The sequence below is a fragment of the Mycobacterium hippophais genome (assembly GCF_027529605.1).
In the GTDB taxonomy this organism is placed as follows: Bacteria; Actinomycetota; Actinomycetes; order Mycobacteriales; family Mycobacteriaceae; genus Mycobacterium; species Mycobacterium arseniciresistens.
The window spans coordinates 602480-618714 of sequence record NZ_JAPZPY010000001.1 but is presented as its reverse complement, the minus strand read 5'-3'; the positions used below and the strand labels follow the sequence as shown (position 1 = coordinate 618714).

Annotated in this window: 15 protein-coding genes; 6 read left to right on the top strand and 9 right to left on the bottom strand. The window is 69.9% G+C overall.

Translation table 11 applies throughout. The features are described 5' to 3' along the window. Nucleotides 1-3 precede the first annotated feature (3 nt). Nucleotides 4-1275: a DUF4032 domain-containing protein gene (locus tag O6P37_RS02975; protein WP_269892653.1), complete on the top strand. Its 1272-nt coding sequence runs from the start codon at nt 4-6 to the stop codon at nt 1273-1275. A gap of 89 nt (nt 1276-1364) precedes the next feature. Here O6P37_RS02975 and O6P37_RS02970 read toward each other — a convergent pair whose 3' ends face one another. Beyond that, nucleotides 1365-1589, bottom strand: coding sequence for a hypothetical protein (locus tag O6P37_RS02970; RefSeq protein ID WP_269892652.1), 225 nt, complete (start codon nt 1587-1589; stop codon nt 1365-1367). Nucleotides 1590-1621: 32 nt separating this feature from the next. Between O6P37_RS02970 and O6P37_RS02965 the strand changes: the two genes are divergently transcribed. Continuing rightward, a complete protein-coding gene (locus O6P37_RS02965; protein WP_269892651.1) occupies nt 1622-3889 on the top strand; it encodes an ATP-dependent DNA ligase in 2268 nt (755 codons plus the stop codon). A gap of 6 nt (nt 3890-3895) precedes the next feature. On the opposite strand, the gene O6P37_RS02960 is transcribed toward O6P37_RS02965, so the two are convergent. Next, the gene (locus tag O6P37_RS02960; protein WP_269892650.1) at nt 3896-4729 is read right to left on the bottom strand and encodes a bestrophin-like domain; all 834 of its coding nucleotides are present in this window, start codon (nt 4727-4729) and stop codon (nt 3896-3898) included. A 126-nt stretch (nt 4730-4855) separates the two neighbouring features. Then, a complete protein-coding gene (locus O6P37_RS02955) occupies nt 4856-5701 on the bottom strand; it encodes a helix-turn-helix transcriptional regulator (RefSeq protein WP_269892649.1) in 846 nt (281 codons plus the stop codon). Nucleotides 5702-5802: 101 nt separating this feature from the next. Here O6P37_RS02955 and O6P37_RS02950 point away from each other — a divergent pair, with 101 nt between their 5' ends. Further along, nucleotides 5803-6801: an aldo/keto reductase gene (locus O6P37_RS02950; protein WP_269892648.1), complete on the top strand. Its 999-nt coding sequence runs from the start codon at nt 5803-5805 to the stop codon at nt 6799-6801. Here the strand turns inward: O6P37_RS02950 and rnhA are convergent. Continuing rightward, nucleotides 6794-7258, bottom strand: coding sequence for a ribonuclease HI (gene rnhA / locus O6P37_RS02945; protein WP_269892647.1), 465 nt, complete (start codon nt 7256-7258; stop codon nt 6794-6796). The genes O6P37_RS02950 and rnhA overlap by 8 nt on opposite strands. A 35-nt stretch (nt 7259-7293) precedes the next feature. After that, entirely contained in the window at nt 7294-7926 is a 633-nt protein-coding gene (locus tag O6P37_RS02940; protein WP_269892646.1) for a glyoxalase, read from the bottom strand. Nucleotides 7927-7980: 54 nt separating this feature from the next. On the opposite strand from O6P37_RS02940, the gene O6P37_RS02935 reads away from it, so the two are divergent. Further along, nucleotides 7981-8601, top strand: a complete 621-nt coding sequence (locus O6P37_RS02935) for a hypothetical protein (RefSeq protein WP_269892645.1) — start codon at nt 7981-7983, stop codon at nt 8599-8601. Here O6P37_RS02935 and O6P37_RS02930 read toward each other — a convergent pair whose 3' ends face one another. Continuing rightward, nucleotides 8602-9990 carry an NAD(P)-binding protein gene (locus tag O6P37_RS02930; RefSeq protein WP_269892644.1) on the bottom strand — a complete coding sequence of 463 codons (1389 nt, stop codon included), beginning with the start codon at nt 9988-9990 and terminating at the stop codon, nt 8602-8604. Between the two features lie 62 nt (nt 9991-10052). Here O6P37_RS02930 and O6P37_RS02925 point away from each other — a divergent pair, with 62 nt between their 5' ends. Both O6P37_RS02925 and O6P37_RS02920 read left to right on the top strand, forming a co-directional pair. Continuing rightward, entirely contained in the window at nt 10053-10811 is a 759-nt protein-coding gene (locus O6P37_RS02925; protein ID WP_269892643.1) for an acyl-[acyl-carrier-protein] thioesterase, read from the top strand. Nucleotides 10812-10918: 107 nt separating this feature from the next. Continuing rightward, nucleotides 10919-13906 carry a Kelch repeat-containing protein gene (locus O6P37_RS02920; protein WP_269892642.1) on the top strand — a complete coding sequence of 996 codons (2988 nt, stop codon included), beginning with the start codon at nt 10919-10921 and terminating at the stop codon, nt 13904-13906. Here O6P37_RS02920 and O6P37_RS02915 read toward each other — a convergent pair. The 3 genes from O6P37_RS02915 to O6P37_RS02905 all read right to left on the bottom strand — a co-directional run bounded on the left by O6P37_RS02915 (nt 13899) and on the right by O6P37_RS02905 (nt 16158). Continuing rightward, nucleotides 13899-14507 (bottom strand): FHA domain-containing protein, encoded by a 609-nt coding sequence (locus O6P37_RS02915; RefSeq protein WP_269892641.1) that lies wholly within the window; start codon nt 14505-14507, stop codon nt 13899-13901. The genes O6P37_RS02920 and O6P37_RS02915 overlap by 8 nt on opposite strands. Nucleotides 14508-14634: 127 nt before the next feature. Next, nucleotides 14635-15609: a hypothetical protein gene (locus tag O6P37_RS02910; RefSeq protein ID WP_269892640.1), complete on the bottom strand. Its 975-nt coding sequence runs from the start codon at nt 15607-15609 to the stop codon at nt 14635-14637. A 153-nt stretch (nt 15610-15762) separates the two neighbouring features. Further along, entirely contained in the window at nt 15763-16158 is a 396-nt protein-coding gene (locus tag O6P37_RS02905) for a hypothetical protein (protein ID WP_269892639.1), read from the bottom strand. Nucleotides 16159-16235: the final 77 nt, after the last annotated feature.

Below are 16235 nucleotides of genomic sequence, written 5' to 3'. Positions count from 1 at the left end.
ATCATGCGCCCGCCGGAACTGCGGCTGCGGGCCCCCACGGCGGGTCTGCTCGCCTTGCCGTGGGACCTGCCGTTGGTGCACTGGAAGGCCCCCGACGTCGCGCTGCGCGACATCGCGGTCGGCCCGAGCCGGCACCTGGTGAAGTTCGTCGAGGCCGACGGCGCGCTGTGGGCGGTCAAGGACATGCCCGCGCGGATCGCGGTCAAGGAGTACGACGTGCTGCGCCGGCTCGAGGAGATGGCGCTGCCTGCGGTGCGTCCGGCCGGGGTGGTGGTCCAGCCGCAGTTCGACACGGCGATCCTGGTGACCCGCTACCTCGAGGGGTCGTGGCAGTACCGGCGGCTGTTCATGCGGTTGCCGCCGGACGAGCCCAAGCACCGGGCGCGGCTGCTGGACGCGATGGCCGGCCTGCTGGTGGAACTGCACCGCCACGGCGTCTTCTGGGGTGACTGCTCGCTGGCGAACACCCTGTTCTCGCGGGACGGTCAACTCCTGGCCGCGCACCTCGTCGACGCCGAGACCTCCGAGGTGCACCCGTCGCTGAGCCGCGGGCAACGCCGACAGGATCTGGACATCATGGTGCAGAACGTGGCGGGCGGCATGCTCGACGTAGCCGAGCGAATCGGCGCGTCGGAAGCGTTGCAGGACAAGCTGATCGAAGAGGCCAAGCAGGTCGAGAGGCGTTACCGGGATCTGTGGGACGTGCTGCACGCCGAGCCGGTGTTCGGCTTCACCGACCGCTACCGCGTCGAGGGCACCATCCGCCGGCTCAACGACCTCGGCTTCGCCGTCGACGAGCTGTCACTGCAACCCGACAGCGCCGACCCCAGCCGGCTGCGCGTGCACGTGGTGGTCGGCGACCGCCGATACCACGCCCAGCGTCTGCGAGACCTCACCGGTATCGACGCCGGAGAGGGGCAGGCCGCGATCCTGCTCGGCGATCTGTACGCCTACCAGGCGCAGCTGTGCCGCGAGGCCGGCCACGACGTCGACGAGTCGACGGCCGCGCGGCTGTGGGTGATGGAGGTGCTGACGCCCTACGGCCACCTCGCACATCAGGCCGTCCACGGCGCCGGAACGCAGATCCAGGCGTACTGCGACATGCTCGAGGTGCGGTGGCTGCTCAGCGAGCAGGCGGGCCGCGACGTCGGCACCAACAAGGCCCTGGCGGCGCTGGCGGGTGACGTCATCCCGGTCGACTCGGCGGCGAAGCTGGCCGTCGCCGAGGTCCCGACGGCGCCGTTCGCGGTGTTGAGCGCCGACGACGACGAGTAGCGGCCGGTCGCTTCTGCGCTGACTTTGCACACAGATCGTGAATTCAGTGGGATTTGCGATCTGTGTGCAAAGTCAACGCAGAAGAAGCGTCAGACGGCGGGTTCGTTGCCGGGATCGAGACCGACGGGCACCTGCGGGTTGGCGCCCGGCGCGTCGTGGGTGAAGTGCTGGTGGGCCATGGCCCGGCAGTTGTCGTCCATGGGCGTCTGATCGCCCGAGCAGTAGGGCACCCAGTCGCGGGGATCGGCGGCGGCCTGCGGCGCGGCGATCACGGCGCCGACGGCGAGGATGCACGCCGCGCACAGGATCTTCACTGGTACGACGCTACAACGGGTAATACCGTCGTGTGGTGGATCAACTCGGGCGGGTGCGGCTGACCAACCCGGACAAGGTGCTGTACCCGGCAACCGGGACGACCAAGGGTGAGGTCTTCGACTACTACGTGGCGATCGCCGACGCCATGGTCCCGCACATCGCCGGCCGCGCGGTCACCCGCAAGCGGTGGCCGAACGGCGTCGGCGAGCTCGAGTTCTTCGAGAAGCAGCTCGCGTCGTCGGCCCCGGAGTGGCTGCACCGCGAGAGCGTCACGCACAAATCCGGGACGACGACCTATCCGGTGATCGACACCCGCGAGGGGCTGGCGTGGCTCGCCCAGCAGGCATCGCTCGAGGTGCACGTGCCGCAGTGGCGGTTCGTCGACGGCAAGGTCGGCCCGGCCACCCGCATCGTGTTCGACCTCGACCCCGGCGAGGGGGTGACGTTCCGGCAGCTGTGCCAGGTCGCCCACGAGGTGCGCGACCTGATCACCGACATCGGCCTGACCACCTATCCGCTCACCAGCGGCAGCAAGGGCCTGCACCTCTACGTGCCGCTCGAGGAGCCGATCAGCTCGCGGGGAGCGTCGGTGCTGGCGCGCCGCGTCGCCCAGCAGCTCGAGAAGACTATGCCCAAGCAGGTCACCGCGACGATGACGAAGAGCCTGCGCACCGGCAGGGTGTTCGTCGACTGGAGCCAGAACAGCGCGGCGAAAACGACGATCGCGCCGTACTCGCTGCGCGGCCGCGAGGAGCCCACGGTGGCGGCGCCGCGCACCTGGGACGAGATCGGCGATCCCGACCTGCGGCACCTGCGGTTCGACGAGGTGCTCGAGCGGGTGGAACGAGACGGCGACCTGCTCGCCGAACTCGACGAGAAGGTGCCGCTGGCCGACCGGCTGACCACCTACCGCAGCATGCGCGACCCCGGCAGGACACCGGAACCGGTGCCCGCCAAGGCACCCGCGGTCGGCAACAACGACAAGTTCGTCATCCAAGAGCACCACGCCCGCCGGCTGCACTACGACTTCCGCCTGGAACGCGACGGCGTCCTCGTCAGCTGGGCGGTGCCGAAGAACCTCCCGGAGACCCCGAGCGTCAACCACCTCGCCGTGCACACCGAGGACCATCCGATGGAGTACCTCACCTTCGCCGGCGAGATTCCGAAGGGGGAGTACGGCGGCGGCGACGTCTATGTCTGGGACACCGGCACCTACGAGACCGAGAAGTTCAACGACCACGCCCCGGACGGGCCCGCCAAGGGCGGCGAAGTGATCGTCACCCTCAAGGGCGAGAAGGTCAGTGGCCGTTACGCGCTCATCCAAACCGACGGCAAGAACTGGCTCGCCCACCGGATGAAGGAGCAGAAGCAGCCCACCCCGGGCGATCTCGCGCCGATGCTCGCCACCGAAGGGTCGGTGGACAGGCTCAAGGCGAATCAGTGGGCGTTCGAAGGGAAGTGGGACGGCTATCGCCTTCTGGTGGACGCCGACCACGGCACGCTGACCCTGCGGTCACGCCGGGGCCGCGACGTCACCCGCGAGTATCCGCAGCTGGCCGCGCTCGGCGCCGACCTCGCCGACCACCACGTCATCCTCGACGGGGAGGCGGTCGCCCTCGACGAGTCCGGGGTGCCCAGCTTCGGCGAGATGCAGAACCGGGCGCGTTCCACCCGCGTGGAGTTCTGGGCGTTCGACATCCTGGCACTCGACGGGCGATCGCTGTTGCGCGCCAAGTACTCCGATCGGCGCAAGATCCTCGAGGCGGTGGCCGAGGGCGCCGGCCTGATCGTGCCCGACCGGTTGCCCGGTGACGGCCCGGAGGCGCTGGAGTACGCGCGCAAGCGGCGGTGGGAGGGCGTGGTCGCCAAGAAGCTGGACTCGACGTACCAGGCGGGCAGGCGGTCGTCGTCGTGGATCAAGGACAAGATCTGGTGCACCCAGGAAGTGGTGCTCGGTGGGTGGCGCGAAGGCACCGGGGGGCGCACCAGCGGGATCGGCGCGCTGATGCTGGGCATCCCCGACGCCGACGGCGCCCTGCAGTTCGTCGGGCGGGTGGGCACCGGCTTCACCGAGAAGGAACTGGCGAAGCTCAAGAAGATGCTGGCGCCGCTGGAAACCGACCAATCACCGTTTGCGGCCAGGCTTCCGACGCAGGACGCCAAGGGCGTGACCTTCGTCGAGCCGAAGTTGGTGGGGGAGGTGCGCTACAGCGAGCGGACATCCGACGGCCGGCTGCGGCAACCGTCGTGGCGCGGATTACGGCCGGACAAGACGCCCGACGAGGTCAGGTGGGAGTAGCGCGCGCTACGCAGGATCGCCGTTCGGATTGCAGGGCACGACGTGACCGTCGTCGATGAGACTCAGGGTCACCCGCATCTCGTCGGGTTGAATGCTGCCCGCCCAATCGGCGTAGGGGTGATCGAGGAAAGCCACCACGAGCAACGCCGACGTGACGAGGGCCGACACGAACGCGATGGGCACCGCCTGGACGACGGCGCTCTCCCGGCGGTCGGCCTGGACGCACATGTAGATGAAGATCGCCGACGCGCCGATCCCCAGCACGATCCACAGCGGCGGCGGCACCGACGGATCGATCTCAGCGGCGCGGGCACGGCGACCGTCCCTGCGCTGTGCCTGCTGGTCGAACCACTGAGAGTAGGCCGCTTCCTGCTTGGGGTTGCCGGGATCGGTGACGGCGAAGTCTCCGACCATCTGGTCGACCCAGTGCTGCACGGTGTCCGATCGTTCGCCGCGTCCCATCGCGGGCCATTCGTCGTTGACGACCGCGCGCGAGTAGCAGATGAGGTCGCCGTGCAGGCGTTCGCCGTGGTGGCCTTCGAGCACGTCGGCGACGTTGTGCAGCTCGGTGACCGCGATGGCCTCCATGGTGCCGCCGTCGCGGGCCCGCTGGTAGTTCTGCAGCGCATAGAAAATGGTGAAGGCCATCAGCACCGCGAACATGGTGCCGATCACCGTGAGCGCTCCTGCGGCGCGTGTGCTGTCGATGAACCAGCCGGGGTCGGGCGCGCGCCTACGCGCGAGCAGTTTCACGACGACGACGGATGTCACCACGACGACGAGCACCAGAGCCGCCAGCCACGTCAGCATGAGCTGTTTCGCACTCGTCCGGTACGCCATGCCTGGTCCATGCTGATCCCATCACCGTCCTCGACGATGATGGCGATCATCGCCTGACGAGTGTGGGGCATGTCGGTTCGTCGCACAACGGGACACTCCGGGCGATCGGACGGCTCGCGGCACAGCTCACGTCGCCTCGCCGACCACCTGGTTGCCGACCACGTTGAGCAGCCGCAGATTGGCCAGCGCGTCGGAGCCCGCGGGTGGGGTGAGCAGCACCAGCCGCTGACCGTCCGTCGTCGCCAGTACCTCGCAGTCCAGCGTGATGGGACCGACCCTCGTCAGGAACGTCTTGCGATCCATCCGCCGGGTGGCCACTTCGTGTCGCGCCCACAGGCCGGCGAACTCGGGGCTGTGTTCGAGCAGCGCCTCGACGAGCTCGCGCATGTCGGCGTCGTCGGGCCGGCGGGCCCACGCGGCGCGCAGGTCCGCCACGGTGGTCCGGCTCAGCCGGTCGTGGTCCGCCTCGGGTGCACCCGCACGCGACCGCGGATCGGTGAACCAGTGCCACGTCATGCTGGCCTGGACACCGGACCCGCCGGCTGCGGGTAGCTCACTCATCAGCACCTTGGCGAGCCCGTTCTGCGCGAGGATGACGTCGGTGTCGGAGCAGACGAAAGCCACTGCGTCGCTGAGCTGGTCGAGAACGAACAGCAGCGCGGGCCGCACGTTGACCGAGTGCGTACTGCGGTCGGGGACCGCGTGGCCCGCGAGCCGGTACAGGTGGTCGGTCTCGTCGTCGGTCAGACGCAGGGCGCGGGCGAGCGCCCGCAGCATCTGCGGTGACGGCTGCGGCCCGCGCGACTGCTCCAGCCTCCCGTAGTAGTCCACGGACATCCCGGTCAGCTGCGCCACTTCCTCTCGGCGCAGCCCCGCGGTGCGGCGACGCACGCCCACCGGCAGTCCCACGTCCACTGGGCTCAGCGCCTCCCGGCGGCGCCGCAGGAACTGGGCCAGCGCTTCGCGATCCATCGGTTGATTGTCCGCCAGAGGTGCAGGCTCAGGCAGGGACTCCCGATCCCTGCTTCGACGCGTCCTGGTAGCCCCGCTGATTCGGGCCCACGCTGGAATTCATGCGAACCAACACACTCGGAACCTTGAACACATCGGCGGTCGGCCTCGGATGCATGGGCATGTCGGGGGCGTACGGCGAATCCGACCGCGGCGAGAGCATCGCCACCGTGCGCGCCGCGCTCGACGCGGGGATCACGTTGCTGGACACCGGCGACTTCTACGGCATGGGTCACAACGAACTGCTGATCGCCGAGGCGTTGCGCTCCACCCCGCGCGACGCCTACCAACTCAGCGTGAAGTTCGGCGGTCGACTCGACCCCGCGGGCGCCTGGGTCGGCTACGACGCGAGCCCGGCTGCGGTGAAGTCCGCCGCCGCGTACTCGTTGCAGCGCCTCGGCACCGACCGCATCGACATCTACCGGCCGGCTCGCCTGGATCCCGCCGTGCCCATCGAGGACACCGTCGGCGCGATCGGCGAGCTCGTCGACGCCGGATACGTCCGGCACATCGGGCTGTCGGAGGTCGGATCGGACACCATCCGTCGCGCGGCCGCCGTCCGGCCGATCAGCGACCTGCAGATCGAATACTCGCTGATGTCGCGCGGCGTCGAGGGCGACATCCTCGACACCTGCCGCGAGCTCGGGATCGGCGTGACCGCGTACGGAGTGCTCTCCCGAGGGCTGATCGGCGGGCACTGGACGAGAACCAGCGGCGGGCCAGGCGATTTCCGCACCATGAGCCCGCGATTCGCCGAGGCCAACCTCGACCGCAACCTGGCGTTGGTCGAGGCGTTGCGCGGTGTCGCCGACGAACTCGGGGTGTCGGTCGCTCAGGCGGCCATCGCGTGGGTGGCCGCCCGCGGAGACGACGTCGTGCCGCTGATCGGCGCGCGCAACCGTAACCGGTTGACCGAGGCGCTCGGGGCCGTCGACGTGACGCTGACGGAAGGCCAACTGGCACAACTGGAGTCGGCGGTGCCTGCGGCCGAGGTGGCGGGCGACCGATACCCGGCCGAGCACATGGCGGCGCTCGACTCCGAACGCTCACCGGTCAGCTGAGAAGAGCCGCCCCGGCGATCGCTTCCTGCATGCCCCGGGTGGCCAGCACGTCGGCCAGTTCGTTGTCGACGACGCCGGAATGCCCCTTCACCCAGAACCACTCGACCCGATGCCGCGCACAGGCCGCCTGCAGCCGCTGCCAGAGGTCGACGTTCTTCACCGGCTGCTTGGCGGCGGTCAGCCAGCCGTTGCGTTCCCAGCCGAGGACCCACTTGGTGATGCCGTTGCGGACGTAGGTGCTGTCGGTGTGGAGATGCACCACCACCGGTCGGGTGAGCGCCTCCAGCGCCATGATCGGCGCCATCAGCTCCATCCGGTTGTTGCTCGTCTCGCCCGGCTCGCCGCCGCACATCTCGCGGACATGGTGGCGCTGGCGCAGCACCGCACCCCAACCACCGGGCCCGGGGTTCGGCCTGCACCCGCCGTCGGTGTGGATGACGACGACGTCCTCGGTCATGCGCCGAGAATAGGCAACGGGCCGGGCGGTCGAGCTCACCGACGCGCCGACATCATCGCCGTGCGGACCGACATCCCGAGGTCGCGATGCCGCAGCGTCGTGATCCGGCGTCCTGGCTGCACCGCGTCCTTGACCGGTCCGGTGCGCTCACCGAAGAACGCGGCCGTCGCGTCGATGTCCGCGACGACGTACGTGATGCCCCACAGGGTGGAAGGACCCTCGTCCGTCATGTCCGGTGAACCGACGACCTCGACGATCACCTCGCCGAACCTGAAGAAGATCTGGCGGATCGGGCGTCCGCCGAGTTCGGCGTCCCGTTCGCGGCGTGGCTCCACGCCGACGGCGGCAAGGGCGGCGACCGTCCGGCGCAGGTCCGGCGACAGCAGCACGACGTGGTCGATCGCGACGACGCCGTTCGGGTGCTCGGCCGGCGCTGCAGCGGCCACGTCGTCCGTCCAGGTGGTCGGAACGCCGTCGAGGTCATGGTCCGAGGCGCGGGGCGGCAGGCCGCGCAACGACCACCCGGCGATGCCGGTGCCGGCGTTGCGGCCGACCAGCCTGATGCCGACGCCGCCGACCCGGCAGACACCGGACTCCACAGTGAACCCGGCCCGCGTCCAGGCGTCCGCCGGATCGGCGACCTCGAACGACTCGACGGTGACGGTCATGGGTCTACGGTCGCATGCCTCCGGCTTGTCGGTGCCCTCGCCTACGGTCATGCCATGCGAACCGCGGACCTCGTCCCCACGCCGGAACTCGTCGACCAGATGGTGCGGGACAAGCCGCCGGGCTGGGCCTGGGCGGCCTTCGCGTCCGTGGTCTTCCAGCGCTGGGCGGCGCTCGAGGAGCGCAAGATCGCACAGGTGGTCGGGCGGGCCGCGCATCCGGCCGGCAGGCTGCGCACGGGCCACGACGTCGCGCAGTTCCTCACCCGGCACCTGCGCGCCGCCGACGACGTCGTCGCGGAGGCAGCGGCGTACCTGCGCGCGCCGGAGTTCACCGCGGCGTTCGGCGACGGCGACGACACCGCCGACCCCGCCGGCGTCGTTCGTGCCGCACACCACCTGGCCGACCTCTACGAGAGGGCGCTGGAGATCGCGGAGAACTGCCGGAGGCGTTCCGTCGCACGGCAACACGTGGAGCTTCTCGACGGCTGTACGCGGTTCCTCAATCAACAGCTGCAGGACTTCGGGGGCCTGATCAACGACGTGCTCGAGCGTCATGACGAGAGGCAGCGGCAACTGCCGGCGGGCGGGAGCCGCCTCGAACCCATTCGGTTGCACACCACCACCGACGAGCAGTTGCTCGGGTCGATCCTCGACCAGCTGCACGAACTCGGGTAGTCAGCCCTCGCGCAGCAGCCACTCGAGCTTGTCGTTGGCGTCCTGCAGTGCTTTGGCGACCATGCCGAGCAAGCGCTCGCGACTCCGCGGCCGCGCCAGCATCGGGGCGAACATCTCGCGCAGCAGGTTCAGCCGTGACGTCGCCAGCCAGTCCAGCAGTTCGCGCTCTGCGAGCCAGCGCAATTCGTTGCGGTGCTCGGCCAGCGTCATCGCCAGCCAGTCGACGTCGGTGTTCGGGTGCGGAACCGGCCGGCACAGCGCATTGTTGGCGGCGTCGTCGGCGCCGCTGAGTTCCACATGGGCGATCAGGCCGGCGCTGAACACCTGCTGGCAGCCGCGCACACTCTGCAGCACCAGCCGGTCTCCGTCGAAGACGTCCACCGCCGGGCGCTTCTCGAGACCGTCGGCGGTGCAGTCCACGTAGAGGGTTGAGGCGGCCGACGCCACTGTGCCGCCGGTGAGCACGATCTCGGAGGGCTCGATCCGCTCGACGCGGCCGAGCCGGATCACGTCCTCGATGCGGCGCAGCTGGTCGAGTTCGGCGCGCGACACCGTGGCGCAGCGGTACATCGTGGGCCGCACCGCCGGGTCGAGCCGGAGCAGGTTGCCGTTCGCCTCCAGCTGCGCGAACAGGTCGTCGACGGAACCGGCGTTGGTGATGGACCTCAGCCGTGCCCCGAAGCTCGTCTTGAACCGGTCGAGGAAGTCGGGCCCCGGCTGGATGTTCTCGCGGTCGAGCAGCCACGCGTCGCGCGGCATGATCCACCGCAGCCGCTCGGGCGCGGCGCCGCCGGCGAGCAGCCACAGGCACGCATCGACACCCGTCTTGCCCGCACCGACCACGGCGAAACGCTCGAAATCCGCGGCCAGCGACGGCAATTCATTGGGGGGCACGCACACGACGCCGTCGGCCACTCCGTACGCCGGCGGGCGCATCGACGGCACCACCGTCTGCAGATAGGTCGCGTCGACCGTCCGGCGCCGCACGTCGACGGCCACCTCGTCACCGCCGGGCCCGACGATCCGGCCGTCACCGAGGTACTCGCTCAACGGCAGGTACGACACCCGTCCCGTCGGCAGCAGGACCTTCTGCATCACCTCGTCGAAGTATCCGCACACCTCGTCACCCGCGGCCAGCTCGTGCAGGCCGGCGTTCCACCCGGCTTCATCGACTTCGCCGGACCCCAGCGGCTGGGAGTTCACGCCGTAGTAGGCCGAGGGCTGGTGCAGGCGGACGAACGGGTAGGCGCGCGTCCAGTGCCCGCCGGGCGAACTGCCCCTGTCGACGACGACGACCTGCGCATCGCTCTCGGCGACGAGGGTGTCGGTGAAGGCCATCCCCATGGCGCCGGCGCCGACGACCAGGTAATCGGTCTCGATCGTCCGCATGCCGTCCCCCTCGCTCCGCGCGACCCTATCGGAGATCGGGGCATGCGTTACCGTCTCCTACCGTGTCGACAGCCCAGCCGGACGCGGCGAGACCGCTGCACGCGTTGCCGGACACCGGCTACGTGTTCCGGACGGGCTGGCGGCTCACCACCAGCGACATCGACGAGCACCGGCGAATCCGGTTGGACGGCGTCGCCCGGTACATCCAGGAGGCCGGGGCCGAGCACCTGGTCGACTCTGGGTTCGCCGACGTGAATCCGCACTGGATCGTGCAGCGCACCGTGATCGACGTCGTCGAACCGATCGAATGGCCGAGCGACATCACCCTGCGGCGGTGGTGCTCGGGCATCTCCAACCGCTGGTGTTCGATGCGGGTCCGGCTCGACGGCTCAGAGGGTGGCCTGGTCGAGACCGAGGGCTTCTGGATCAACATGAACAAGGACACCCAGACGCCGTCACTGATCGACGGCGATCTGTTCACCCGGTTCGCGAGCACCACCGACGAGACCCGGCTGAAATGGCGGCCGTGGCTCCCCGGCCCCGCCGAGCCGGAGGCGTCGATCCCCTTCGCCCTGCGCCACACCGACATCGACCACTTCCGGCATGTCAACAACACCGTCTACTGGCATGGTGTGCACGAGGTGATGGCGCGATACCCGGACATCGCGACGGCCCCGTACCGTGCAGTCGTCGAGTACCGCAAGCCGATTCAGCGCACGGATGACGTCGTCATCCACTTCGCGTCGCGCGACGGCGGGCTCCGGGTGTGGTTCGTCGTGGGCGACACCGTGCACGCCGCCGCACTGGTCCGCAGCCTCTAGCGCGACCGGCGGCGTTGGTGAGTGATGCGTCAATTTCATCTTTTCCGAATGTTTGCTCGGTACCGTCAGGCGAAGGAAATCGGCATGTCACCGGAGGGCGGGACACCATGGCGGGCGGGATAGCGGCCGAGTTGGCGGCCGCCGGCTTCGGGGATGCGAGCGAAGTGGGCCGGGGCGGCGGCGGGGTGGTCTACCGCTGCCACCAGAAGTCCCTCGGCCGCAGCGTTGCCATCAAGGTGCTCGCCTCCGATCTCGACGACGACGACCGGGAACGGTTCCTGCGCGAGGGCTACGCGATGGGAGCGCTGTCCGGGCACCCGAACATCGTGAACATCCTGCAGGTCGGCGTGACCGAGAGCAGCCGGCCGTTCATCGTGATGCCTTACCACGCAAGGGGTTCGCTCGCGGAGCGGATACGCCGGGAGGGCCGCATCGCGTGGCCGGAAGCACTGCGCATCGGGGTGAAACTGTCCGGGGCGCTGGAGACCGCACACCGGACCGGGACACTGCACCGGGACATCAAGCCCGCCAACGTGCTCGCCAACGACTACGGCGAACCGCAGCTCAGTGACTTCGGCACCGCCCGCATCACCGGCGGGTACAAGACCGAGACCGGCTACTTCACCGGCACCCTGTCCTACACCGCGCCTGAGGTGCTCGCCGGCAATCCGCCCACCGTCGCGGCCGACGTGTACTCCCTCGGAGCGACGCTCTACGCGCTGATCGCCGGGACGCCGCCGCACGAGCGCAAGGCCGACGAGGATCTGATCGCGCACTACCTGCGCATCACCTCGACGCCGGTGCCGGACCTGCGTCCGCAGGGCATCCCGGCCGACGTCTGCGCGGCCATCGAGAAGGCGATGTCGCGTGAGCCGGGGGACCGCCAGGCCTCGGCGGCGGAGTTCGGCCGCGAACTGCAACTGGCACAGGGGCACAACGGGCTGACCGCCGATCCGATGGCGCTCAGCGATGCCGGTGCGGCAGCGGAGCAGGAGGACGGCACGCAGGCGCTGCCGCTGCCGGAGGACACCGGTGATCCGTCCGGCGCCGGTGCGCCACCGGACGGCGGCCTTCCGCCTCCGGTCCCCGGCATGTTCGCCCACACCACGTCGATCAGCGGGTCGAGCCTGCCGTGGCAGGCCGCGCAGATCCCGCCGAAGGTCCCCGAACCCCCGCGGGTGATGGAATCGGATTCCGGCCCGCCCAAGCGCGACCGCAAGAGGCTGCTGATCGCCGGGGCGGCCGTCGTGGCGGTGCTGCTCCTGGTGGTCAGCGGCATCGTCATGGTCACCTCGTCGCGGGACGCCGCCGAACCGACGGCGGCCGCACCGAGCCGGCCGACCGCCGAATCGCCGCCCGTATGGGAACCGGTCGCCGATGCCCGGGTCGCGCGCGACGCGGTCGCGGCCACCCAGGCAGACGGCACCATCTGGATCTTCGGCGGCGTCGGCGCGGACAACCGCGTCAGCGGCGGCCACGAGGGCTACGACCCGGCCATCGACAGCTGGAAGGGCGGCGAGGACCTGCCCGTCCCGGTCCAGCACGCGGCGGCGGTGACCTGGCAGCACACGCCGGTGGTGCTCGGCGGCTGGCGCAGCGAGGGCGCCGACGAGAAGATCGCCACCGATCGGGTGTGGCGGGTGGTCAACAGCCGCTGGGTGGAGCTTCCGCCGCTGCTGCAACCGCGGGCCGCAGCGGCGGCCGCGGTGGTCGGTGACCGCATCGTCGTCACCGGCGGGGTGGACGCCGGCGGCAGGCTGCTGAACACCACCGAGGTCTACGACGGCGGCTCATGGCGACCGGCCGCTCCCATGCCGACGCCCCGGCAGCTGCTCGGTGCGGCGTCGGACGGAAAGCTGATGTACGCGGTGGGCGGCACCACCGGCACTGCCGACCTGGCGGCCGTCGAGGCCTACGACCCGCTTGCGGACAGGTGGTCGGCCATGCCCGACCTTCCCCGGCCGCGCAGCGACTTGGGCGTCGCCGTCACCGACGCCCGGTTGGTGGCGGTCGGCGGTATGTCGCGCGGGCAGGTTCTCAGAAGCGTTGCCGCCCTTGACCTCACCACCTCGACCTGGAGTGACCTTCCGGATCTCGGCACCGCGAGGCACGGTTCGGGGGTCGCGGCGGTGGGCCGGACCGTGTACGCGATCAGCGGGTCCACCGGTGCCGGCGACGATCAGGTCGTCTCGTCGGCCGAGGCGTTGCAGCTGGCGCCGCGCAGGCCCCAGCCCGCTGCGCAGTGGCGTGCGCTGCCCGACGCGCAGACCCCGCGGTTGATGATGGCGTCGACCGTGCTCGACGACGAGATATGGATCGCCGGCGGCATGCTGGGGCATTCGCAATCCCTCGACACCGTCGAGAGCTACGACCCGAAGACCGGCGCGTGGCAGAAGCATCCGCCGCTGCCGATACCCCTGCACCACGCGACGGCGGCGAACTTCCGCGGCGAGATGATCGTGATCGGCGGCGCCACCGACACCGTCGCCGAGGCGTCGAACAAGGTCTTCGCGCTGCGCGACGGCGCGTGGGTGGAACTGCCGAGCCTCGGGTTCGCCCGTGCGGCGCCGTCGGCGGCCGTCGTCGACGACAAGCTCGTCGTCGTCGGCGGGCAGAACAACAAGAAGCTCGTCGCGGCGACCGAGGTCTTCGACGGGGAGTCCTGGACCACGGCCGCCGACCTGCCCACCCCGCGTGAACATCTCGCGGCGGTGTCGGACGGCACCTACGTCTACACGGTGGGCGGACGGGCGCTGACCGCCGACGAGAACTCCTCGGCCGTCGAACGATTCGACCCGGAGTCCGGGACGTGGGAGGGGTTGGCGGACATGCCTACTGCGCGCGGCAGCTACGGCGCCGCGCTGGTCGACGGCCGGATCGTGGCCGTCGGTGGCGAGGAACCGACGCGCGTGCTGGCCACCGTCGAGATCTACGACATCGACACCGGCAAGTGGTCCACCGTCGCGCCGATCAACACCCCGGTGCACGGTCAGGTGGTGGCCGCCGTCGGCTCCACCCTGTACTGCATCGGCGGCGCCGACCGGCCGACGCACGAAGGCCCGGTGGCGACGATCGAGGCGCTCGACTTCACGTAGCGCGCAACTGAGCGAGCGTGACGGCGCCGCGCCGCAGCGCCTCGTTGGCCAGCCGCACCCGCCGGTCACCCTCGGCGGGGACGGCGAACTTGTCGTAGAGATTCTGCAGGTGCTGTTTGACGGCCGCCTCGGAGACGAACAGTTCGCCGGCCATCTTCCGCACGGACGCCGGTTCCGGGAACGGGTCGTCGGAGACCAGCGGGCGGCACAACACGACGAGCACGTCGACCTCACGCGGGGTCAGCCGCGGCGGGACCTCGGCGGGCTGGGCCGTGACGGTCTCCTCGTCGAGGGCGCCGCCGGAATCCCTGACCTCCCAGAAGATCAACTTCGACTTCCCGATCCGCACCTCATCGCCGGACCGCAGAACGCGTTCGGCGGTGATCTTCTCCCCGTTCAGGAGGGTCCCGTTGCGGCTGCCCAGGTCGCGGATCGACCACGCGAATCCGAGGTTCTCCAGGACGGCGTGCAGGCGCGACACGGTCTCGTCGTGTTCGAGCGCCACCACATTGGTCGACGACTTGCCAAGGGTCACCCGCTGGCCGGTCAGCGGGACGAGCTCCCGCCCAGTGGGCCGGAGGACTTCCAGGTGCGACGACATGACGATGGGGACCTCCTCTCCGAGCAATCTTCGCCCACGGAGCCGGTCCTTGGTCGCAAACACGGCGGACGCGCCACCGCGGGCCGTCGGAGTTGCCCCCGACGACCCGCGGCTCGCCCACCTCAGATCATGCGCGCGGCGCGCGGTGGGTGGCTCTCCATGCCTGCGGGATCATCCGCCTGACCTTCGCCGACTCCAGGATCGGCGGCCACGGCCATTCGCTGTGGACAGCTCCGCGCGGCGCCTTCAGGAAGGCCAGTCCCAGCACCAGACCGAAGATCAGGTGCCCGACCAGGGTGATGGTGAACGTGGCGGGGTTCAGGTCGAACATCATCTCCTCGCCGCGCGGGGCCAGCACAACGGTGCCGATCAGTCCGCTCCACAGCGGGAACACCGACATCGCCACGAAGGCCAGCACCGCGTAGACGCTCTTCCACCGGTCGATCCCCAGCGCGAACGCCGCGATGAAGAACGCGACACCCATGCCGCCGCCGTCGCCGATGTAGCGCCACACGTAGCCGACCGCGGCACTGCCGTTGGTCTCCGGCTCTCCGGTGACGAACGAACCCATCACGGGGATGAAGTCACCCATCAAGTTCAGGACGTGCACCGCGAACAACCGCGCGGCGTCGTAGACGATGCAGGCGACCATGCCGGCGATCAGGCCGCGCCCGACCACCATGTCGATCCGGTGGGGTGCGAACGCGATGATCGCGCCGAGCACTGCGAGCAGCGCGATGATGACGATCGACGTCGTGCTCTGGTGGACCAGCCCGAACACCTCCACCGGGATCGCCAGGATCGGCATGGATGCCAGCAACAGCACGAAGAACACCCGGGCGATGGCCCACTTGGTGGGCGGGCTCGGCTTGGTGGCCAGGTTGATGTAGCGCTGGCGGACGGTGTCGGAGACGGTGCCGATGATCTCGACCGGCCGCAGGCGCACGGTCTTGCCGTCGAAGCCGCTGACGGCCTTCGGCAGCGCCTTCATCGGCAGGTCGGGGGACGGAACGTGGGTCGCGAGCGGCTTCACCGGAAGCTCGGCCGTGCGCATCCGCACGGTTTCGTCGTGGAAGGGGCCGGTGGGTGTTGTCGCGAACATCATGCTTCCTTGTTCTCGTGCGGTGTACAGCAGGACGACATCCATCGTCGCGATGTCGTCCTGACCGCGTAATCGCCGCCGAGCCAGAATCCGGCGCCACCGGGGAAGGGTTTACTGTCCGCCGGGTAAGGGTCGCCGGGCCGTCGCAGACTGTCAGGCCAGGTGTTCGCGCAGCGCGGCGGCGAGCGCGTCGCAGTCCGCCACGGTGACGGTGAGGCTGGGATGCCTGAGGCGTCCGGTGGGTTCGATGCCCGGGACTGGCGTCCGGAACTCCAGGCACACACCACGGTCGCCGTTGGTGGCGAAGGTGAGGCCCCGGTCGGCGATCGAGAGGTGTGCGGCGCCCGCCGTCTTGATGAACTGGTAGGGCCCGGTGATGGTGACGTCGGCGACGTTCTCGAGAGCCGTCTCCAGCCGCCACGGCCCGAACCTGGCGGTGAGGCGGTCGGACCCGACGTCGACGCCGCATCGCGAAGGCCAGATGCCGAACGGCAGCGCCGCGATCCGGTAGCGCGGGTCGAAACGGAAGGCGAAGGACTGGTGTGCCACGGCGACCGCATACCCGCGCCGGCGGATGTGCGCACATGTGAAATCTCTATGAGACGCGTGACCGGCCACGCGGCGCT

What these genes read in the sequence shown, in the direction of transcription:
- O6P37_RS02975 (WP_269892653.1), top strand. Translation starts at nt 4, where the DNA reads ATGCGCCCGCCGGAACTGCGGCTGCGGGCCCCCACGGCGGGTCTGCTC.
- O6P37_RS02960 (WP_269892650.1), bottom strand. Translation starts at nt 4,729, where the DNA reads ATGGCGTACCGGACGAGTGCGAAACAGCTCATGCTGACGTGGCTGGCG.
- O6P37_RS02955 (WP_269892649.1), bottom strand. Translation starts at nt 5,701, where the DNA reads ATGGATCGCGAAGCGCTGGCCCAGTTCCTGCGGCGCCGCCGGGAGGCG.
- O6P37_RS02950 (WP_269892648.1), top strand. Translation starts at nt 5,803, where the DNA reads ATGCGAACCAACACACTCGGAACCTTGAACACATCGGCGGTCGGCCTC.
- rnhA (WP_269892647.1), bottom strand. Translation starts at nt 7,258, where the DNA reads ATGACCGAGGACGTCGTCGTCATCCACACCGACGGCGGGTGCAGGCCG.
- O6P37_RS02940 (WP_269892646.1), bottom strand. Translation starts at nt 7,926, where the DNA reads ATGACCGTCACCGTCGAGTCGTTCGAGGTCGCCGATCCGGCGGACGCC.
- O6P37_RS02935 (WP_269892645.1), top strand. Translation starts at nt 7,981, where the DNA reads ATGCGAACCGCGGACCTCGTCCCCACGCCGGAACTCGTCGACCAGATG.
- O6P37_RS02930 (WP_269892644.1), bottom strand. Translation starts at nt 9,990, where the DNA reads ATGCGGACGATCGAGACCGATTACCTGGTCGTCGGCGCCGGCGCCATG.
- O6P37_RS02920 (WP_269892642.1), top strand. Translation starts at nt 10,919, where the DNA reads ATGGCGGGCGGGATAGCGGCCGAGTTGGCGGCCGCCGGCTTCGGGGAT.
- O6P37_RS02915 (WP_269892641.1), bottom strand. Translation starts at nt 14,507, where the DNA reads ATGTCGTCGCACCTGGAAGTCCTCCGGCCCACTGGGCGGGAGCTCGTC.
- O6P37_RS02910 (WP_269892640.1), bottom strand. Translation starts at nt 15,609, where the DNA reads ATGTTCGCGACAACACCCACCGGCCCCTTCCACGACGAAACCGTGCGG.